The sequence below is a fragment of the Micromonospora mangrovicola genome, from assembly GCF_047200535.1.
Lineage (GTDB): Bacteria > Actinomycetota > Actinomycetes > Mycobacteriales > Micromonosporaceae > Micromonospora.
The window spans coordinates 48,631-68,348 of sequence record NZ_JBJZOG010000031.1 but is presented as its reverse complement, the minus strand read 5'-3'; the positions used below and the strand labels follow the sequence as shown (position 1 = coordinate 68,348).

The window sequence follows — 19,718 nt, the reverse complement described above, 5'->3', positions numbered from 1 at the left end:
CGAGCACTACTGACCACCCACACGCCAGCAGTTGTTAACCCCTACCCCACCTCGCCCCCACCCACCCCAGGCTCCGCGCTGATTCACGGAAACAGTGGCCATCCGCAGCGGAACAGCCACCATTTCCGTGAATCAGCGGCCATCGGCGGCGGCGGGGAGGGGGGCGGCGGCCATCGGCGGTGCGGTGGGGGCGGGGGCGGGCGGGGTCTGCGCGGCGCGGCGGCCGAGCAGGAGGGCGTACGCCAGGAAGGCGAGCCACACCGTGGCGCCGACGGCCACCCGCACGACGACCGGCAGCGGCGCCGGGGTCACGAACGCCTCCAGCAGTGCGGAGACCGCGAAGAGCCCGACCAGGCCGGCGGCCACCACGATGGCGGAGCGGCCCGCCTCGGCGACCGCCCGGCCCCGGCTCAGCTGCGCGGGCGGCGCGATCCACGCCCAAGCGGTCCGCAGGCCGACCCCCGCCGCAACGAAGATCCCGGTGAGCTCCAGCAGGCCGTGCGGGGTGATCAGCCCGAAGAAGACGTCGGCCCGGCCGTACGAGATCATCACGCCGCCGACCACGCCGACGTTCAACGCGTTCTGCCACAGCAGGTAGAGCGCCGGCACCACCAGCACCCCGGAGGCGAGGCACTGCGCGGCGAGCCAGGCGTTGTGCGTCCAGAGGTGGAACGCGAAGGTCGGCGCGGCGAACTCGGTGTAGTAGCCGGCGAAGCCGGAGTCCACCAGGTCCGCGGCCGCCTTCTCGCCGATGAACGCGGCGGCGGTGTCGGGGTGGCCGGCGACGTACCAGATGAGGAAGCCGCTGAGCGCGCTGAACCCGGTGGCCACCGCGCACCACCACGGCCAGGCCCGGTAGAGGGCGGCCGGCAGGTCGGTCAGGAGGAACCGGCGCACCGCCGCCCACGACGGCCGGGTCCGGCCGGTGATCCGGGCGCGGGCCGCCAGCACCAGGTGCGACAGGCGGTTGACCAGCGCCGGATCGGGCGATCGGCTGCGCAGCGCGGAGAGATGCGTGGCGGCCCGCTGGTAGAGCACCACCAGTTCGTCGATCTCGGCCGCGTCCAGTCGGCGCCGGCCGGTGAGCTGTTCCAGCCGCCGCCACTCGGCACCGTGCTCCGCCACGTACGCGTCGAGATCCACTCGTGCACCCCCGTTCGGCGCCCATAGTGTTCACTGTCGGGGTGCGCGCGCAACCTCCCCCACCGACGTGGGCCGACGCCGGTCTGGTCAGCGGCGAGGCGGTCGAGCTGGACGTCCGGGCCGCCCGGCTCGGCTCCCGGGTACTCGCCCTGCTGATCGACCTGGTGGCCCAGCTGGTGGTGGCGATGCTGCTGTCGGCCGTGCTGTCGGTGGTCCTGCTCCTCCTGCCGGGCGACATTCTCGATGCCGCCCTGGCAGGGGCGTTGCAGACCGTGGTGGTCATCCTCGTGCTGGTCGGCTACCCGGTGTTGATGGAGCGCTTCGCCGGCGGGCGGACGCTGGGCAAGCGCGCGGTCGGGCTGCGGGTGATCCGTGCCGACGGCGGCCCGGTCGGCGTCGGCCAGTCGCTGACCCGGGCCCTGGTGGGCGTCGCGGTGGAGTGGCCGGGTCTGGTGCTGCCGCTGCTGAGCTGGGTGGCGAGCGTGACGGTGATGCTCAGCGACCCGCGCGGGCGCCGCCTCGGCGACCTGGTCGCGGGCACGCTGGTGGTGCACACCCGAGGGGCCGGTGCCTTCCGTCCGCTGCCGCCGATGGTGCCGCCGCTGTCCGGCTGGGCCGGGACGCTGGACCTGACCCGGGTGGACGACGGGTTGGCGCTGGCCGTCCGGCAGTACGTCGGCCGGGTGCACCAGTTGGCCGAGCCGGACCGCAGCCGACTGGGCCGGGAGCTCTGGGCCGAGGTCGCGGCGCGTGTCTCGCCACCGCCCCCGTGGGCCGCGCCCGAGCCGGCGTACCTGGTCGCCGTGCTGGCCGAGCGGCACCGCCGGGCCGTACACCGGCTGGGGCGTACCCGGGCGACCACCGCTGCGCTCTGGCCGGAGCTGGCTCCGCCGTCGCCCACGGTCCCGGCACCGGCCACGGCCGCGTTGCGGCCCGCGGTGCCCACCCAGCCCGAGCCGGTACGCGGACAGCCCGCGCCGGTCGAGGCGGAGCGCTGACGGTCAGGAGAAGAGCGCCCGCCCCCACCAGTCGGCGGCGTCGCGGACACCGGGCGGGCAGGCGAAGATCCCGCTGGAGACGTGCCGCAGGTACTCGTTCATCGCGTCGGTGCGGGAGAGCCGGGTCTGGATCGGCACGAACTGCTTGCGCGGGTCCCGCTGGTAGGCGATGAAGAAGAGCCCGGCGTCCAACCGGCCCAGCCCGTCCGAGCCGTCCACGAAGTTGTAGCCCCGGCGCAGCAGGTGGGCGCCGCTGTTCTGGCTGGGGTGGGCGAGCCGGACGTGCGAGGTCTCGGCGATCACCGGCTGGCCGTCGTCGCCCTTGGCGGCGAAGTCGGGCTCGTCGAACTCGGCGCGCCGGCCCAGCGGGGCGCCGCTGCCCTTGGTCCGGCCGATGATCTGCTCCTGCTCGGCCAGGGGGCTGCGGTCCCAGGTCTCGATCAGCATCCGGATCTTGCGGGAGACGAGGTACGACCCGCCGGTCATCCAGTCCGGCCCGTCGCTCTGCTGCGCCCAGAGCTGCTCCCGGAGCAGGTCGGCGTCCTCGGCCTTGAGGTTGGCGGTGCCGTCCTTGAAGCCGAACAGGTTGCGCGGGGTGGCCTGGTCCCGCGAGGTCGACGAGGTACGCCCGAAGCCGAGCTGCGACCAGCGGACGCTGACCACGCCCATGCCGATCCGGGCCAGGTTGCGGATCGCGTGCACCGCCACCTGCGGATCGTTGGCGCAGGCCTGGACGCAGATGTCCCCGCCGGAGATCTCCGGCTGGAGCGCGTCCCCGGCGAAGTGCGGCAGGTCGACCAGGGCGGCCGGACGCTTGTCGGCGATGCCGAACCGGTCCTTGCCCTGCGCGTCCCGGAACAGCGTCGGGCCGAAGCCGACGGTGAGGGTGAGCTGCGACGGCGGCAGGCCGAGCGCCTCGCCGGTGTCGTCCGGCGGCGCCTCCGGCACCCCGTTGACGGCGCCGATCAGGCCCGCGTCCCGCCCGGAGCTCATCCGGGCCGCGGCGGCGGTCCACTCCTGGAGCAGGGCGACCAGCTTCGCCCGGTCCTTGGTGATCACATCGAACGCGACGAAGTGCAGCCGGTCCTGGGCCGGGGTGGTGATGCCGGACTGGTGCTCGCCGTGGAACGGCACCGAACCGGCGGCCACGTCGTTCGCCGCGGCGTGGTCGCCGCCGCCGACCAGTGCGGTGGCGCCGGCCGCCACACCGGCCACCCCGGCGACGCCGACCCCGGCCAGGGTGATCGCCCGCCGCCGGGACATCGTGCCTCCGCGGACGGCCTCGGTGCTCTGCTCGCTCATCGCGTCATCTCCTCCACCGGTCGTCTCCTCCATCGGTCGTCAGCGGGCGACGACCGCGGCGACCTTGCTGATCGGCTCGGCCAGCGCGTTGATGCTGTCGGACAGCTCCTTCAGCTCGGCCTTTCCGAGCTCGGTGTGCAGCTTCCAGCCGTCGCCGGCCCGGTGCTTGCCGAGGTTGGCCTCGACGTTGGCGAACTCGGTGTCGAGCTGCTTGACCAGCTCGGGCGAGCGCTGCTCCAGGGCCGGGCGGAGCGCGGCGATGGCCGCCTTCGAGCCCTCCAGGTTGGCGTTGAAGTCCCAGAGGTCGGTGTGCGAGTAGCGCTCCTCCTCGCCGGTGATCTTGCCGCTGGCGACCTCGTCGAGGAGGGCCTTGGCACCGTTGGCGAGCTGGAGCGGGGTGAGCTTCTCGGCGTTCGCCCTGGCGACGATCGCCTGCACGTCGGTGAGGAGCTGGTCGGCGATCGCGCCGTCCTTGCTGACGTCACCGGTGGTCCACAGGTCCTTCTCGATCCGATGGAAGCCGGTGAACTCCATGCCCTCCTCGACGACCTCCTCGCGGCCGTCGATCTTCGGGTCGAGGTCGCCGAAGCTCTCCGCGACCGGCTCGATCCGCTCCCAGTAGGTGCGGGCCACCGGGTAGAGCGCCTTGGCCCTGGCGACGTCGTTGGCCTTGACCGCGGCGACGAACTCCTCGGTCTTCGTCAGCAGCGCGGCGGTCTGACTCTGCACGTACCGCTGGTAGCTGGCGGTGGCCTCGGTCAGTGCGGCGTCCGGGGCCACACTCGCGGCGGTGCCGCTGACCTTCAGCGCACCCCGGATGCCTCGGCCGCTCATGCCCGGCTTGCAGGCCGTCTCGTACGTGCCGGCCGGCAGCTCGACCCGCAGCTCGCGGCTCAGGCCCGGGGCGATGTTCTCCACCTCGCCCATCACCCGGTCACCGGCGGCGTAGACGTAGAACTCGTTGACCTTGGAGCCGGAGTTGGTCACCTTGAAGGTCACCTGACCGGCCTGGATCTCGGTCGTGCCGATCTCGCAGGCGCTGTCGGTGGCCTTGACCACGATCGGCCCGCCGGCCTTGGCGTTCTGCTTGTCGTCGCCGCCCCCGCATCCGGCCAGACCGGCGACGGCGAGCATCCCGGCGGCTGCGGGCGCGACGAATCGAGTGGTACGCATCGGTGCTGTGTCTCCTCGGGAAACGGGCGGTCAGGCGCGCTGCGGCGTGCCGGCCGGGGTCTCGGTCGCGGCGGGCTCGGCGGGCTTCGAGTCCTCGGCCGGGGTGCCGGCGGGCGCTGCCTCGGCCTGGGCGGCGGGCGTGGCCTCGGCGGCGGGCGCATCCCCGGTGACGGGCGCGGCGGCCGGCTTTGCGGGGGCGGCGGGCTTGCCCGGCTTGTGCAGGAAGAGGAAGAGCACCGGCACCGCGTACGCCACCCAGGCGATCATCTCGAGCACGCTCGGCGTGGCGGTGATGTTGAACATCCCGGCGAGCAGGGCCGCGTACCAGGTGTTCGGGTCGAGCGCGGAGGAGATGTCGAAGGCGTGGTTGTTCAGGCCGGGCAGCACGCCGGCCTCCTGGAAGTCGTGCACGCCGTACTTGAGGATGCCGGCGGCGACCAGGATCAGCAGCGCGCCGGTCCAGGTGAAGAACTTGCTCAGGTTGATCTTCAGGGCGCTGCGGTAGAGCAGGAAGCCGATCACGACGGCGGTGCCGATGCCGCCGATCAGCGCGAGCAGCGGGCCGCGGCCGGTGCCGCCGGCCGCGCTCTGCGCGGCGGAGTAGAAGATGAGCGCGGTCTCCAGCCCCTCCCGGATCACCGCGAGGAACGACATGCCGGCCACCGCGAGGGAGCCGACGGCGAGCGCCTCGGTGAGCTTGCCGCGCAGTTCACCGGCGATCGTCCGGGCGGCCTTCCGCATCCAGAAGATCATCCAGGTGACGAACACGACGGCGGCCACGGAGGTGACGGCCTCGAACAGCTCGCGGTCCTCCGAGCGGGCCAGCAGCGAGGTCGAGGTGTAGTTGATCAGCCAGCCGAAGACGACGGAGAGCACCACGGCCAGACCGACGCCGGCCCAGACCTGGGGCAGCCGGTCACGCCGCTGCGACTTCACCAGGAAAGCGACCAGAATGCTGACCACCAGGGTCGCTTCCAGGCCCTCTCGCAGGCCGATCAGGTACGTGGCGAACATCAGGTACTCCGTCGTTGGTTAGGCACGCCTCAGTTAACTTAGGGCAGCCATACCTTCCTCCGGATCCGGCCCGCCGTCAAGTCGTTCATGACAACGTTCACCCGACTCGGTGGAGATCCGACACCTGCTGGTCACCCCAGTGTTCCGCCCTGGTGGCGAGGGTCACCAGGGCCGTCCGACCCCCATCCGGCCGGCGGAAGCCGGGCAGCGTACGCGAAAGGGACCGGGACGACCGCGCGGCGGCCGACCCCGGTCCCCTCCGGGCGTGACTCAGTACCGGTAGTGCTCCGGCTTGAACGGACCCTCCTGCGGCACGCCGAGGTAGGCGGCCTGCTCCTTGCTCAGGGTGGTCAGCTTCGCGCCGAGCGCCTCCAGGTGCAGCCGGGCGACCTTCTCGTCCAGGTGCTTCGGGAGCACGTACACGCCGACCGGGTAGTCCTCGGTCTTGGTGTAGAGCTCGATCTGGGCGATGGTCTGGTTGGCGAACGAGTTCGACATCACGAAGCTCGGGTGGCCGGTGGCGTTGCCCAGGTTCAGCAGCCGGCCCTCGGAGAGCACGATGATGGCGTGGCCGTCGTCGAACCGCCACACGTCCACCTGCGGCTTGATGTTCTCGCGGGTGACGTCCGAGCGCTTCGCCAGGCCGGCCATGTCGATCTCGTTGTCGAAGTGGCCGATGTTGCCGACGATGGCCTGGTGCTTCATCCGGGCCATGTGCTCGTTGGTGATGACGTCGAAGCAACCGGTCGCGGTGATGAAGATGTCGGCCTGCTCGACCACGTCGTCCAGGGTCGCGACCTGGTAGCCGTCCATCGCCGCCTGGAGCGCGCAGATCGGGTCGACCTCGGTCACCACGACCCGGGCACCCTGGCCGCGCAGCGACTCGGCGCAGCCCTTGCCCACGTCGCCGTAGCCGAGCACGACGGCCATCTTGCCGCCGATCAGCACGTCGGTGGCCCGGTTGATGCCGTCGATGAGCGAGTGGCGGCAGCCGTACTTGTTGTCGAACTTGCTCTTGGTCACCGAGTCGTTGACGTTGATGGCCGGGAAGAGCAGGGTGCCGGCGCGGTGCATCTCGTAGAGCCGGTGCACACCGGTGGTGGTCTCCTCGGTCACGCCCTTGATGCCGGCGGCGATCCGGCTCCAGCGCTGCCCGTCGGAGGCGAGCGAGCGGTGCAGGAGCTCAAGGATGACCGCGTACTCCTCGGAGTCGGCGGACTCGACCGGCGGGACGACCCCGGCCTTCTCGAACTCGGCACCCTTGTGCACCAGCAGGGTGGCGTCACCGCCGTCGTCGAGGATCATGTTCGGGCCCTGCCCGTCCGGCCAGGTCAGCACCTGCTCGGTGCACCACCAGTACTCCTGGAGGCTCTCGCCCTTCCACGCGTAGACCGGGACGCCGGCCGGCGCCTCGGGGGTGCCGTTCGGGCCGACGACGATCGCGGCGGCGGCATGGTCCTGGGTGGAGAAGATGTTGCAGGACGCCCAGCGGACCTGCGCGCCGAGCGCGACCAGGGTCTCGATCAGGACGGCCGTCTGGATGGTCATGTGCAGCGAGCCGGTGATGCGGGCGCCGGCGAGCGGCTGGGCGTCGGCGAACTCCCGCCGGATCGCCATCAGGCCGGGCATCTCGTGCTCGGCGAGCTGGATCTCCTTGCGCCCGAACGCGGCGAGCGACAGATCCGCCACCTTGTAGTCGCCCTCGGCGAGGGTGCTCGGCCGGGCCTCGGACGACGCGCCGCTGGGGGCCGCCGGGAGGGTGCTGGTCATGGAAGCTCCTGTCGAACGATGTGGTGCGCAGCCTTCCACCTTACGCTCGCAACCCGGTCGGGCCGTTCCCGGTCGGGCGGGTCGCGGGCGGACCGGACGGTGGACAGCGCACGGGGCGGTCGGTGGTGAACGGACTCTCCGCCCACGACCCGGCCGCCCCGTGCATCCCCCCGGTTTGGTTCCCCGCGCGTCACCGGACCTTCGTCGCGACAACGCTGCGTACCCCCAGGCTCACATTGAGCGAGGGCCACGTCAAGCTATTTCGGGAAAGTCGGACTTGCTGGGGCGGCGGCATTCCGCCCGGTCACCGCCGGGTCAGCGCAGACCACAGGTGGCGACGTACGCCTCGCCCTCACCGCCGAGGATCAGCGGGCCGCCGGCAGCGGTGCCCACCGCCGCCTGGCCCGGCCCCAGGGTGATCGTGCCCATCCCGTCGTCCACGGTGAGCTTGCCGGCCCGGCAGAGCACCACCCGCGGGCCGGGCAGCGTCAGCCGCACCGCCGCGTCGCCGGCCGCCACCTCGACCCGGTGCAGCGCGAAGTCCTCCACCGGCACCGGCCAGGTCAGCACGCCCGGCGCCACCGGGACCGCGGCCACCACCGGCTCGTCGAGCACCTCGAACCGCAGCACCCGCAGCAGCTCGTCCACGTCGACCCGCTTCGGGGTGAGACCCCCGCGCAGCACGTTGTCGCTGGCCGCCATGATCTCCACCCCGGTGCCACGTAGGTAGGCGTGGAGGTTGCCGGCCGGCATCCAGATCGCCTCGCCCGGCGCCAGCCGCACGTGGTGCAGCAGCAACGCCACCAGCACCCCCGGGTCGGCCGGATAGTCGACCGCGAGGGCCCGGGCCAGCACCGCGTCCGACGATTCCGGCTCGGCGCGTCCGGAGCCGCGCCGCGAACCGGAGCCGTCGTCCGGACCGGCGGCCTCCGCCGTCAGCACGCCCGCCACCAGCCCGGCGCGCTCCGCCTCGGGCCAGCTCAGCAGCAGGCGTACGGCCTCCCGCAGCCCCGCCGGCCCGGTGCGCAGCGCCGCCACCACCGGCTCCAACTCGGGTACGCCGAACGCCGCGATCGCCGCCGCCGATTCCGCCGGGTCACGGAACCCGCAGAGCGCCTCGAACTCGCTCAACGCGACCAGCAGCTCCGGCTTGTGGTACGGGTCGACGTAGTTGACCCGGCCCGGGTCGGCCGCGTGCCCCTCCCGGGCCTGGTCGGCGTCCGGATGGGCCTGGAGGCTCAGCGGCGCGTCCGCGGCCAGCACCTTGAGCAGGAACGGCAACCGGGTCCCGAACCGGCCGACCAGCCGCTCGCCCAGCCAGTGCGCCGGCTCGGCGACCAGCAGGTCGGTCAGGCTCATCGGGCTGCCGTCCCGGTCCACCGTGGCCGGCGCGCCCGGGTGGGCGCCCAGCCACAGCTCGGCCTCCGGTCCGTCGCTCGGCACCGGCCGCCCCTGCAACTCGGCGATCGCGGTACGCGAACCCCAGGCGTAGTCCCGGATCTGCCCCTGCAACAGCTCCACGTCAGCTCCCAGGCCGGCCGGCCACCTCACCGCTGGCCCCCGGCTGCTCGCCGGAGGTCGCCGTCTGCCCGTCGGGCGCGGCATCGGGCTGCGGCACCGCGGTGTGCGACGCCTGCCCGGTACCGGCCAGGTCCGCGGCCGCGCTGTAGATGTCCGGCTCCAGGTAGATCACCCGGGCGATCGGCACCGCGGCGCGGATCCGCGCCTCGACGGCATTGATGCCCCGGGCGAGATCCTCGGCGGTCTCGCACGGCGCCACCGCCACCTTCGCGGCCACCATCAACTCCTCCGGCCCGAGGTAGAGCGTCTTCATGTGAATGATCCGCTCCACCTCCGGACCGTCCGTGACAGCCCGCTGGATCGCGGCCAGTTCCTTCGGGTCGGCACCCTCGCCGAGCAGCAGGCTCTTGGTCTCCATCGCCAGGGTCAGCGCGATGATCACCAGCAGCACACCGATCATCGCGGTACCGGCGGCGTCCCATCTGCCGTTCCCGGTGATCAGCGTCATCCCCACACCGACCAGCGCGAAGACCAGACCGATCAGCGCGCCGAAGTCCTCCAGCAGCACCACCGGCAGCTCGGGCGCCTTGGCCCGCCGGATGAACCGCACCCAGGACTGGCCGCCCCGGATCAGGTTGGACTCCTTGATCGCGGTACGGAACGAGAAGCCCTCCATACCGATCGCGATGACCAGGACCGCCACCGGCACCCAGTGCCAGCTGGTGATCGGCTCCGGGTGCTGCGCCTTGTGGTACGCCTCGTAGAGCGCGAACAGGCCGCCGAGGCTGAACAGCACGATCGCCACGATGAACGCGTAGATGTAGCGCTCCCGGCCGTACCCGAAGGGATGCTCCGGGGTGGCCTCGCGCTTGGCACGGCGGCCACCGAGCAGCAGCAGGCCCTGGTTGCCGGAGTCGGCGACCGAGTGGATCGACTCGGCCAGCATCGACGAGGAGCCGGTCAGCAGGAACGCGATGAACTTGGTGACGGCGATGCCGACATTGGCCGCCAGGGCGGCGATGATCGCCTTCGTCCCACCGTTGGCGCTCACGCCGCCGCCTCGCTGCCGAGCCGGACGGCTCGCGCCGCGCCCCGCCCGAACCCGCACGTGCTCACTGGTTAGCCAGCTCCTTCATCTCCGTGACGGCCGGGACGGCCATCGGGTCCAGCCCGTGTGCCAGGGCGAGATAGACCGAGGCGAAGTCGGGGACCGCCATCAGCGAGGCCAGCCGCTCCAACGCGGAACCGCCCTCGGCGGTCACCACGTCGCAGCGCACCCCGCGCCGCTCGGCGAGGGTCTGCACGGCGTCGGCCCGCCGCTCCTCGACCGCGAGGGGCTCATCGGTGTCGTCCTCGGCGTTCAGCCCGCCGTCGCGCAGCAGCACCAGCCGCAGCCGGGTGCTGTCGCCGCCGGTCTCGTCCGGGTCGGTGAAGATGTCCCGCTCGCCCTCGGCGAGGCCGCCGAACACGCCGTCGAGCAGGCCGACCCGGCCGCGGCCCGCCTCGCCCAACGCCCCGGTGACCACCGGGTAGCGGGCGTTGGCGGAGAGCGTGTCGCCGAACCGGCGGGCGGCCACGGTGGCCAGCGGGGACGAGCCCCAGACGATCGGGATCGACCCGGCCAGGCCCAGGGCCAGGGACTTCGCCGGGTTGACGAAGGACTCGGCGGTGGGGCGACACCGGTCGGCGTCCGCGTCCAGCCGGGCCGCCGTCTCGGCCAGGTCCGCCTCGTTGACCTTCACCAGCCCGAGCGTACGGGCGGCCAGCAGAACCGGCACGGTGAGCGCCCAGAGGCTGGCCCGGGCCGGAGCCCGCCGGGGTACCGGGATGAACGGCGCGCGGGCCCGCTCGGCCACCGACTGGAGCTGGGAGTCCGGGGCACCGACCGCCACCAGGCGAGCCCCGCGCCGGTGCGCGGCCTCGGCGGCGCCCAGCGCCTCGGGGCTACGACCCGAAGCGCTCACCGCGATGACCACGTCCGCCGCGCCCACCCAGCCCGGCACGCCGGCGCTGCGGTGCGGGATCACCGGCACCGGGCAGCGCGGCCCGGCCACCGTGGCCAGCACGTCACCGGTGCGCCCGGCGGTGCCGATGCCGGCGATGACGACCGCGCGGGGACGACCCTCGTCGGCCAGCAGGCTCAGGTTCGCCTCGGCGGCCAGCGCCGCCGACTCGCGCACCTGGGCGCCGGAGGAGGCGGTGAACCGGAGCATGCCCCCCGGATCCTGCTCGGCCAGCAGGTCGGGGTTGTCCAGCAGCGACTCGTCGGCATGCCGGTGTCCGCTGACCCCGGCCGTACCCTCCATCACGGCTGCGGCGCGGTGCCGCCGCGTGCGTCCTCCGCCGCGGGCCCGCCGCGCGCCTCGTCCAGCAGCAGCACCGGTACGTCGTCCCGCACCTCGAAGATCCGACCGCACTCGGTGCAGGTCAGCGTCTGCGCCTGCGCGTCGTAGTCCAGCGGGGCGTGGTGTGTGTCCGGGCAGGCGAGGATCTCGAGCAACTGCGGGTCCAGGGCCACTGTGCGGCTCCTTCCACGTATGCGGTCTCACCGGTCGGCGGTGCCGCCCGGCGCACGCGATCTTATCGGCGACCCGACGCCCGCGCCGTGCCACGGCTCGGCACGAACGGCACCCGCCGGTCCACGCGGCGACCACCCGGGTCAGGTCGTCACCACACCGTCACCGTAACGCCCGGCGGGCAGCCGGACCCGGGCTCAGCGGGGTGGGCGGGGCAGCACGCTGGTGCCGTCCGGGCCGGCGGCGGGCGGCTCGCCGCCCGGCCAGCCCGAGGTGGGGGCGGCAGCGCCGTACACGTTGCCGGCGGGACGGGGAGCCGTGGGCCCGCCGTAGACGGTCGGGGCGGGCGGCTGCTGCCCGTACACCTGGCCGGCCGGACCCCCGGAGCGGTAGGTGGTGCCGCCGGTGCCGCGCGGCAGCGGAACCGACCCGTGGTCCGCCTGTTCGTCGACCTTCTCCACGCGGTTGCGCCGGACCAGCAGGGCGATCAGGGCGGCACCGACGAGCACCAGCAGGATGCCGAGCCACATGAACGGGGAACCTCCGGAGGAACCGTCGGCCGCGGCGGCGCTGGCCCCCGCGACCGGGGCGAGCGCGGCGACGGCCGAGCTGGTGTCGTCGGCGCCCGGCGTGGTCTCCTCGGCGCTCGGGGTCGGCGTCGGGGAGGGCGTGCGCGTCGGCGTCGGCGTCGCGGCCTTCGCCCCGCCCACCCGCGCCGTGGTGGCGGCCCGGCCGATCAGCCGGCCCGCCGCGGTGGTCGCCTCACCGACCACGGTCAGCCGACCTGCGGGCGCGCCGGCCAGGAAGGCGACCCGGTAGCGGACCGTCTTGCCCTTCCCCTTGCACAGGTTCGGCTCGGCCGGCGAGGTCCGGGCCGTGGCGAGCGCGCCGGAGCGGCCGGAGACCGGCACCGGCCACCACCGGCCGCCGCTGTTCACCTGCACCCGGACCTGCTGCGGCTGGACGCCGTCCAGTCGCAGCATCAGACCGGTGCGGAGTATCACGCAGCCGTCGGTGCGCTTGCGTACCTCGACGGCAACGGTGCCCGGGGACCCACCGGCCGTGAAGCTGCTCGCCGAACGCACCTGCACCTGATCGCCGTCGGCCAGCGCCGGGGACGCCCCGACGGCCAGCAGGCCGCCCAGCATCGCGCCGACCGTCGCCACCCGCGTCGCGCCCCGCCTCACCGACATCTCCACCTCACCGTGTCCACCCCTGCCGGGTCCGCCGGTAGGTTACTACCGGCCCAAAGGGGTACCCGCGCATTGAGCGCTCCGCATGTGTGCCGCGACACGCCGAGCGCCTCGTCCATCATCGGCGCGGCTCCCGGCGCGGACATGATCACCCACCGCGGCCCCGACCTGTCCGGCAGCCCTGGGGATCTTGGCAGGAGGGCGCCCGGGAAGATCCTTCGCCCTCCGGAATCCCTCCTCCGACCAGGACGGCCGGCGGGTCGACGGCGGTCAGGCGGGAGCGGCGGCCAGCGCCTGCCGACACAGCCGGTCGGCGGTCCGGGTGGTCTCGGGCAGCCGGTAGCGCGGCGTCAACGCCAGCACCCGGTCCACGGCGTTGTCCAGGCTCATCCGGTGGCCGACACTGACGAACACCGGCCTGACGCCGTCCCGGGTACGCAGCACCCGGCCGACCACCTCACCGCCGTCCCGCAGCGGACTCCAGTCACCCCGGCGCGGACCCGGCTCCACCCACTCGCCGACCAGCGGCGTCTTCCCCACCCCGATCGCCGGCCGGCCGGTGACCAGGCCGAGATGGCAGGCCAGCCCGAACCGGCGCGGGTGCGCCAGCCCGTGCCCGTCGCAGACCAGCAGATCGGGCCGGACGGTCAACCGCTCCAGAGCGTCGAGCAGCGCCGGCAGCTCGCGGAAGGCGAACAGCCCCGGCACGTACCCGAACGCCGGCCGGCCCACGCTGACCGCCTCGTCGACCACGGCCAGGGTAGCGGCGTCGAGCACCGTGACGGCCGCCGCGAGCCGGTCGCCGCTCTCCGCGTACGCGACGTCGAGGCCGGCCACCGTCGCGGGAGAGGACGGCCCCGGACCGACCAGGTCCACCCGCGACCGCAACTCCTCCTGTACGCGCAGCGCCGCCGCGACGTCGGCCGGGGGTACGTACCGGACTCCCCCGGCCACCTGCGTCCCGGCCGTCTGCCTGCCGGCGGCCGTCCCCCCGGCCGTCACGACCGGCCGGACCTCCGTCCGGCCCGGCCGAACGCGAGCCCGAAGGCCACCCCGAGGCCGATGCCCACCGCGATCCCGGCGGCCCCACCGATGGTGAGCCACCCGATCACCAGTCCGAGCACGATGCCCGCCACCCAGAAGGGGGCCTGCTGCCGAATCGGTGAACCCGTCATCCGCTCACCGTAGCCAGCACGACCGCCTCACGTCGGCTCTCTCGAGCCACCCCGGTCACTGCCCGATCCGGCCGTCGGTCCGCTCGCGGAGCAGGTCGGCGTGGCCGCTGTGCCGGGCGTACTCCTCGATCATGTGCACCAGCAGCTCGCGCAGCGAGATCGCCAGGTCCCCGCGGTGTCCCTTCGCCCCGAGGCCGGCAGCCTCGGCGACGAACCGCTCGGCGTACGCGACCTCCGCCCGCCGGGCCGCCCACCACTCCTCGACCACCGCCGGGTCCGCCACCGCCCCGTCGAAGTCCGCGTCCGGGTCCACCTCCGTGCACCAGATCCGGGGCGCGTCCGCCGCCCCGCCGCCCGCGACGCAATCCCGTCAGCGGGCGGCCCGGCATCAGGACGCGGTGGCGATGGTCGGGTCCGCACCCGGGTCGCCGGCCTGCTGCAACTGCTCCTCGAACATCACGAACGTCCTCCGCCGGATCCCCGCGATCAGCGCCGCCTCTTCGACCGTGTACGGACGGCTTTCGGCAACAGCGACATCCTCGATCGCCTTGACCGTCTCGTAGAGGGCGAAAATGGGCCCATCGCCCTTGAGGTAGTGCCCCCGTTCCTCCTCGGTCCGCTGGACGAACTGTTCCGCTGTACGCACGAAGATGTCTCCGCCCATGGCGAAGAGAATCTCGTCCACGATGTCGTTGGCCGGCTTCCAGCCACCCGTGTTCCTGTCCAAACGCCAAGCGATGAGCCCGCCCTCGGGCGTCGGCACCATCTTTACCGGCGTTTCGTAGTAGTCGTAGTACCCCGCCAGTTCCGTGTCCTGCAGGTCGCTCATCATTCTTGTCCTTCTATCAGAGTCGGCTGGAGGGCAGCCCAGAAGTGTTCGCGCTGCCTCCGGATGACGCCCTTGCGGATGGCCGACTCCATATCCGACACGCCACGTCCCTGCTCCCGGGCCACCGCTTTCAGGTCGCGACTCACCTCGAACAAGGAATGCTCCCACTGTGCGACCTCGTCGAGTGCGGTGAGCTGCAACCGGAACTCTGCTATATGCCCGGAGGATGTTCGCAGCATTATCTGCACGTCCCGGTAGCCGCCCTTCTCCGGGGCTAGGAAACGGTCCTCAAATTTGGCGATCCACACCCCGGGATCAGCGCGCAGCGCCGCCAGAGCCGCATAAAGGTCGTCGAGTCGCCGGTAGGAGATGCTGCCCGCTGCCAGGTCCTTCAGGCGAGAGGCGTCGCCGTCGTACTGCGCGACCTTGTCTTCGGCCCGCGTCCGTTCCTTTGGCCCTGGCCTCGGACGATACTCCGCGCTGCGCGATGCCTCGGCCAACCTGTGCCCCAGTGCGTCGACCTCAAGCTGCGCGTCGGCAGCGGCTGCGTACAAACCGTCAAGGTACTGACGCTGGTACGCGACGTCGGTCTTCCTGGCTTGATCAAAGCCAGGTTGAATCGCGCGCGGACGGGCGATATTGAAGTGAGAGCTGACCTCCAACTGCTGAGCCGTGAGCGGGGTGGGCAGTAAGGGAGGTGTCGGTGCCGCAGCGACCACCGCCGCGCCCCGTTCTGCGATCTCGTCGAGGACGTCGCCGAGCACGTCGATCGCTTTCTGATGACTGGCCAGGCGGTGCAGCGTCATCGGCCTGGCCGTCAGCGAATTAGCCAGCTCGGGCGTCGCCAGGATCATCCGAGCCAGATCCGGACGCTGGGTGAACTGGTGCAGCAGCGTCTCTGCGAGCAACGGCTCGCCCCGGGGTGGCGCCTCCCAGGTCTGGTCGAGCATCTGCTGGACCCGGGGATCGTCGAGGAGCCGCGCGACGTCCCCGGCCGCCGCCTCGCCCAACCCCGGTACCAGCCGTCGCAACGTCGCCGCATCGACGTGCTGCGCCAACTCGACCGGCGTCACCCCGGCGGCGAAGACCTCGCCGACACTGCCGCTGCTCGCGACGGCGTCCCGGACGAAGAGCCCGGCCGCAATTCGTTCGGCATGGGCGTCACGATGGGTGTTCCGCAGATCCTGTGGGCCCGATTCTGACCTGCTTCCGCTCGGCGACGGATCTCCCGACCGGTGGAACGTGGTGTCCTCACCGAGCAGGTGAACGTGGTTGAAGTCCGGCGCGTCTCCGTCGTCCTCGTACAGGGTCGGCGGGTCCGGGGGCCGGGGTGGCTCCGGCCGGTCCCGCACTTCGGGCAGCACGTTGTAGATGCCGGGCGGCCGGCCGGCAAGCGGCATCGGCCGGCCGTCGGGGCCGAGCACCAGGGCGTCCACGCCGACGGTGTTGTGGGCCTGGGGCACCCCGCTGTGGGTGTAGAGCGGACGGTCCCAGATGGAGCCGCTCTGCGGATCCAGGTAGAGCACGGTGCCGTGCTGGTTCAACGCCACCCAGGCGTGGGCGCCGCCGGCTTCATACCTCGTGACGAGGAAGGCGTAGCTGCCGTGGCCACCACCGAGCAACTGCCGGTGCAGGTCGCGGTAGCCGCGCTCGACCTGCTGCCGCGCTTCGAGGTCACTCGTCGGGTCAGGCCCGCTGCACAGGTTCTGGAAGCAGCCGCCGGTGACCTCCTCGACCCGCTTCGGCCCGTCCATCTCGCCATCGACCGGAGAGTCGACGTCTCCCTGCAGGTACCCGTCGAAGGTGCGCGGCGCGGAGACCCGGGGCCGCCCGTGCATCCACGTCTCGTAGAGCGACAGGGTGCAGTCGAGGCAGTTGATGCCCCTGGTCGCATCCGCCTGCGGACCGCCGTCGTTGGCAAGCTGGAACCAGCCGCCGTGGCGGGGATCAGCGGTACGCACGACACTGCCGTCCGGGTTGCGCGGCATCTGCCGCTCCAGGTCGGTCTGGTGCAGCGCGAGCGGAGGCCGAAGCCCACCTGGTATGCCGTAGCGACGGGAACGGTCGATTGGCGGCGGGTGGCCGTCACCGGTCAGGGCCGAACGGTCCGCCGTCTCCACCGCGCCGGGCGCGAGATCCGCGACGTCATCGTTGATCCGGTCGAAGTCGGATCGGATCTCGACCCTGACCTCGTCGGGCACCACCGATCCGGCGAGCACCTGCCGGGCCAGCTCTCGCAGCTCGTGGCTCTCCTTGCTCGACTCGTAGGCTTCCCGCCGATACCGCTCCGCGAGCAGCTCACGGCCGGCACGTCTGCAATCCGCAGCTTGCCCGTTCCACTCGTTGGCCTGCTCCTCGTGGTAGTCGGCACGCTCGCGGAGCCACTCCGCTCGCTGCTGACGCCGGTTCTCCTCGTACCACTGCCGTTGCGACTGGAGATAGCTCTGATAGCGACGCCGGTCGAGGGCTTCCCGGTCGGCCGCCAGCCGGGCGGCCCGCTCCTCGGGAGTTGTCCGGGGTGGCGGTAGCGGATCCAGCGGCCCCGGCAGGGCCGGCGCAGGGTCGTGCGCGGGATGTCGCGGTGTCGGGGCAAGTGCCTCCAACTGCGGGAATCGTGGGTTCGGGGTCGGTCGGCCGTCCGGTCCGGTGACCGATGGCCCGGCGGCCGGGTCGACGGCGGGCCCGACGTACGGGTGAGACGACGGCGTGGTCGGCGACCCGGGCTGCGGCGCCGCCGGGCCGGCGGATACCCGGTCCGCGAGGGCCGGTGGTGGTCCGTTCGGCTGGGGGGCGGCGGGCACCGGCCCGCTCGCCACCGCCGGGGCGGCGTTCGCCGGGCTCGGAGTCGGCTGGCTCGGCGAGCCGAAGTCCGCCGACGAGTGGACGGGGCCAGGGCCGAGCCTCAAATCGGTGGCGAGGGGGTGGGTGGCCGGGACCGGCGACTCGACGGCCACCGAGGACAGCGTGGGGCTCGCCGTCGCCTCTAGGTGTGGCTGGTGGGTGCCCTGGTCGGCGTCCGGCCGCATCGGGTGCGCGGCGAGGTCCGTCACCGGGGGTTCCACCTGCACCGTTGGTGGATGGTGTTCCTCCGCTGCTCCCTCGGCTCGTGACGGGGCGTCGGCCAGCGCGGCGGAATGCTGAACGGCGTCGGGCCGCGCGGCGCCGCCCGGTCCGGGCAGGTCGGGCGTCGGCTGGGTCGGCATGGTCGCGGCCACATCACTGACGTCCGTCGGTGACGGCAGCGCGAGGTCCATCGGCTGCCCGAGACCAGCCAGCTTGCCGTCGAGCCGGTGGTGCATCGCCACGTCAGCCTGGCCGGTGGCCGACCCGCTGACCCCGGAGACCGCTGCCCGGGCCAGATCCTCCAGCGACGCCCCCTGCCCGGTGGCCAGGCCCGCAGCGCTCTCGGCGATGGTCTCGCCGGCCATCTCCCGGCCCAGGTGCTCCCCGATCTGAGTGAGGCGCCCGCGCGCGTGGCCGCCCAGGCCGGCGAGGGGGGCCGCCGCGCCACCGGCGAAGCCGCCCAGCCCGGACCTCCCCGCGTCGGCCAGGTCCAGGCCGTCGCGGCGGCCGGTGGAGTTCTGGTACGCCTGCGTCGCCAGGTTGGTGCCCGCCTCCTGGCCGGCCTCGACGAGGCCACCGACGACGGCTCGTCGGGCCAACCCCCGCGCCCCGCTCTTGACGACCTCCTTCGCGGCCCGCTCGCCCGCCTCCTTCAGTCCCTCCTTGACGGCCTTGCGGGCCAACTGCGCCACGAGCCGCTTGAAGATCTGCTGTACGACCAGGCGGCTGGCCGTGGTGGCCGCGCCGACGGCCGGCGAGGCGACACCGGCGGTGACCACGGTCAGGGCCGCCAGCGAGAGCAGCTCGACGACCAGGATGCCCAACTCGATCCAGGCTTCCAGCTTGGCGCCCTCGATGTCGCAGCCGCACGACTCGACGACCTTGCCCAGCTCGCCGGTGAACGCGAGGACGGCGTGCAGCGGCGCGTCCTCGCCCTCCGCCACCTTGTGCCAGGCGATGTCGAAGGTTCTCGCGACCAGACCGACGCCGCCATAGCCGCTGCGCACCTCGCCCGCCGCGGCGATCGCGTCGTCCCTGGGGATGCCGAGCACGTCGGCCACCCCGTACCACTGGTCGGCCAGGTCCCAGACGGCTCGCTCGTCGCCCTCCGGCCACTCCACTCCGACGACCCAGTCGAGTGCCTCGTAGATCCAGCCTGGTACGTCCCAGGGGCAGTAGTCGAGCGGGTGCGGGATCGGGCTTGGCAGCAGAGTCACGCGCGGATCCCTCCGGAGGTCAGCGCCGGTGCCGATGCGGATTGTGGTGCTGCTGCGGGATCTCGCCGAGCTGCCGGGCATTCGCCCCGTCGGTCTCGACGGTGGCCGCCACCGAGCGGGCCACGTCGGTGCCCAGCTCCTGCAGGGACCGACCGAGCACCTCCCACGCCTTGAGCAGCATTTCCTCGTAGCCGCGGTACTGCTTCTCGAAGGCGGCGCCGATGTCGTCGCGGCCCCACGGTCGCCGGGCACTCGCCTCGGCGATCGCCCCGCCGATCTCCCGCCCAGAGGTGCTGACCGCCTCGCCGGCCAGGGTCAGGTCGGCGCCGCCCCGGCGGGCCCGGTCAGGGTCCAGCCAGATCTGCCTGTCGGCCACCGCCGTCACACTTCACGGGGCAGCACGGCGTCGGCCCGGCCGAACAGGGCGCCGACATCGTTCGTACGCAGGAACTCCACAGACGGCGAGCCGGGCGGCAGGTAGTTGGCGACCAGCTCGCGGGTGGCCGCGGTCGCGGCGGCGGACGCGCGCAGCAACGTCGCGGTGATCTTCCGGCTGAGCGCCTTGGCGTCGCGGTCGTGGAAGACCGACGGGGAGACGTCCACGCTGATCAGCTCACCCCGGGCCCCGACCACGGCGGTCACCTGCCCGTCGTCGGAGCGCTCGGTCACCCGCAACTCGGCGAGCTTGGCCTGAAGTTCGTCCAGTCCGGAGCGAAGTCGCTGGTACTGGCCGTACACCTCGTCGAACCGCGCCCGCAGCGCGTGGTTGGCGTCCCGGTCCGCAATCTCGGCCACCGCCGCCCC

Annotated in this window: 17 protein-coding genes and 1 pseudogene; 1 reads left to right on the top strand and 17 read right to left on the bottom strand. The window is 72.8% G+C overall.

What is annotated here, in order from left to right:
* Nucleotides 1-132: 132 nt before the first annotated feature.
* Entirely contained in the window at nucleotides 133-1,143 is a 1,011-nt protein-coding gene (locus ACL02O_RS15300; RefSeq protein WP_412818726.1) for a stage II sporulation protein M, read from the bottom strand.
* Between the two features lie 41 nt (nucleotides 1,144-1,184).
* On the opposite strand from ACL02O_RS15300, the gene ACL02O_RS15295 reads away from it, so the two are divergent.
* The gene (locus tag ACL02O_RS15295) at nucleotides 1,185-2,141 is read left to right on the top strand and encodes an RDD family protein (RefSeq protein WP_412818725.1); all 957 of its coding nucleotides are present in this window, start codon (nucleotides 1,185-1,187) and stop codon (nucleotides 2,139-2,141) included.
* 3 nt (nucleotides 2,142-2,144) lie between these two features.
* Here ACL02O_RS15295 and efeB read toward each other — a convergent pair whose 3' ends face one another.
* The 16 genes and pseudogenes from efeB to ACL02O_RS15215 all read right to left on the bottom strand — a co-directional run bounded on the left by efeB (nucleotide 2,145) and on the right by ACL02O_RS15215 (nucleotide 19,709).
* Complete coding sequence (efeB, locus tag ACL02O_RS15290; RefSeq protein WP_412818724.1) at nucleotides 2,145-3,443, bottom strand: iron uptake transporter deferrochelatase/peroxidase subunit; 1,299 nt, start codon at nucleotides 3,441-3,443, stop codon at nucleotides 2,145-2,147.
* Nucleotides 3,444-3,482: 39 nt separating this feature from the next.
* Nucleotides 3,483-4,616, bottom strand: a complete 1,134-nt coding sequence (gene efeO / locus ACL02O_RS15285) for an iron uptake system protein EfeO (RefSeq protein WP_412818723.1) — start codon at nucleotides 4,614-4,616, stop codon at nucleotides 3,483-3,485.
* A gap of 30 nt (nucleotides 4,617-4,646) precedes the next feature.
* Nucleotides 4,647-5,630, bottom strand: coding sequence for an iron uptake transporter permease EfeU (gene efeU, locus ACL02O_RS15280; RefSeq protein ID WP_412818722.1), 984 nt, complete (start codon nucleotides 5,628-5,630; stop codon nucleotides 4,647-4,649).
* 270 nt (nucleotides 5,631-5,900) lie between these two features.
* Nucleotides 5,901-7,400: an adenosylhomocysteinase gene (gene ahcY / locus ACL02O_RS15275; protein ID WP_412818721.1), complete on the bottom strand. Its 1,500-nt coding sequence runs from the start codon at nucleotides 7,398-7,400 to the stop codon at nucleotides 5,901-5,903.
* 315 nt (nucleotides 7,401-7,715) lie between these two features.
* Nucleotides 7,716-8,921: a mannose-6-phosphate isomerase, class I gene (gene manA / locus ACL02O_RS15270; RefSeq protein ID WP_412818720.1), complete on the bottom strand. Its 1,206-nt coding sequence runs from the start codon at nucleotides 8,919-8,921 to the stop codon at nucleotides 7,716-7,718.
* A 1-nt stretch (nucleotide 8,922) separates the two neighbouring features.
* The gene (locus ACL02O_RS15265) at nucleotides 8,923-9,972 is read right to left on the bottom strand and encodes a cation diffusion facilitator family transporter (RefSeq protein ID WP_412818719.1); all 1,050 of its coding nucleotides are present in this window, start codon (nucleotides 9,970-9,972) and stop codon (nucleotides 8,923-8,925) included.
* Nucleotides 9,973-10,033: 61 nt separating this feature from the next.
* Complete coding sequence (locus ACL02O_RS15260; RefSeq protein ID WP_412818718.1) at nucleotides 10,034-11,230, bottom strand: SIS domain-containing protein; 1,197 nt, start codon at nucleotides 11,228-11,230, stop codon at nucleotides 10,034-10,036.
* Nucleotides 11,227-11,439 carry a Trm112 family protein gene (locus ACL02O_RS15255; RefSeq protein WP_412818717.1) on the bottom strand — a complete coding sequence of 71 codons (213 nt, stop codon included), beginning with the start codon at nucleotides 11,437-11,439 and terminating at the stop codon, nucleotides 11,227-11,229. The genes ACL02O_RS15260 and ACL02O_RS15255 overlap by 4 nt, the downstream gene beginning before the upstream one ends.
* Nucleotides 11,440-11,634: 195 nt before the next feature.
* Entirely contained in the window at nucleotides 11,635-12,630 is a 996-nt protein-coding gene (locus ACL02O_RS15250; RefSeq protein ID WP_412818716.1) for a hypothetical protein, read from the bottom strand.
* 270 nt (nucleotides 12,631-12,900) lie between these two features.
* Nucleotides 12,901-13,584 carry a deoxyribonuclease V gene (nfi, locus tag ACL02O_RS15245; protein WP_412818728.1) on the bottom strand — a complete coding sequence of 228 codons (684 nt, stop codon included), beginning with the start codon at nucleotides 13,582-13,584 and terminating at the stop codon, nucleotides 12,901-12,903.
* A gap of 44 nt (nucleotides 13,585-13,628) precedes the next feature.
* Entirely contained in the window at nucleotides 13,629-13,805 is a 177-nt protein-coding gene (locus ACL02O_RS15240; RefSeq protein ID WP_412818715.1) for a hypothetical protein, read from the bottom strand.
* A 55-nt stretch (nucleotides 13,806-13,860) separates the two neighbouring features.
* Nucleotides 13,861-14,136, bottom strand: a pseudogene (locus tag ACL02O_RS15235) (mycothiol transferase); the annotation flags it as partial.
* 57 nt (nucleotides 14,137-14,193) lie between these two features.
* Nucleotides 14,194-14,634, bottom strand: coding sequence for a hypothetical protein (locus ACL02O_RS15230; RefSeq protein ID WP_412818714.1), 441 nt, complete (start codon nucleotides 14,632-14,634; stop codon nucleotides 14,194-14,196).
* Nucleotides 14,634-18,914, bottom strand: a complete 4,281-nt coding sequence (locus ACL02O_RS15225; protein ID WP_412818713.1) for a toxin glutamine deamidase domain-containing protein — start codon at nucleotides 18,912-18,914, stop codon at nucleotides 14,634-14,636. Before ACL02O_RS15225 ends, ACL02O_RS15230 begins: the two co-directional genes overlap by 1 nt.
* Nucleotides 18,915-18,933: 19 nt before the next feature.
* Nucleotides 18,934-19,290 carry a hypothetical protein gene (locus ACL02O_RS15220; RefSeq protein ID WP_412818712.1) on the bottom strand — a complete coding sequence of 119 codons (357 nt, stop codon included), beginning with the start codon at nucleotides 19,288-19,290 and terminating at the stop codon, nucleotides 18,934-18,936.
* 5 nt (nucleotides 19,291-19,295) lie between these two features.
* Nucleotides 19,296-19,709: a YbaB/EbfC family nucleoid-associated protein gene (locus ACL02O_RS15215; RefSeq protein ID WP_412818711.1), complete on the bottom strand. Its 414-nt coding sequence runs from the start codon at nucleotides 19,707-19,709 to the stop codon at nucleotides 19,296-19,298.
* Nucleotides 19,710-19,718 lie beyond the last annotated feature (9 nt).

Bases quoted from the DNA above. Each gene is read 5' to 3' on its own strand.
- efeB (WP_412818724.1), bottom strand. From the start codon at position 3,443: ATGAGCGAGCAGAGCACCGAGGCCGTCCGCGGAGGCACGATGTCCCGG.
- efeO (WP_412818723.1), bottom strand. From the start codon at position 4,616: ATGCGTACCACTCGATTCGTCGCGCCCGCAGCCGCCGGGATGCTCGCC.
- efeU (WP_412818722.1), bottom strand. From the start codon at position 5,630: ATGTTCGCCACGTACCTGATCGGCCTGCGAGAGGGCCTGGAAGCGACC.
- ahcY (WP_412818721.1), bottom strand. From the start codon at position 7,400: ATGACCAGCACCCTCCCGGCGGCCCCCAGCGGCGCGTCGTCCGAGGCC.
- ACL02O_RS15250 (WP_412818716.1), bottom strand. From the start codon at position 12,630: ATGTCGGTGAGGCGGGGCGCGACGCGGGTGGCGACGGTCGGCGCGATG.
- ACL02O_RS15240 (WP_412818715.1), bottom strand. From the start codon at position 13,805: ATGACGGGTTCACCGATTCGGCAGCAGGCCCCCTTCTGGGTGGCGGGC.
- ACL02O_RS15230 (WP_412818714.1), bottom strand. From the start codon at position 14,634: ATGAGCGACCTGCAGGACACGGAACTGGCGGGGTACTACGACTACTAC.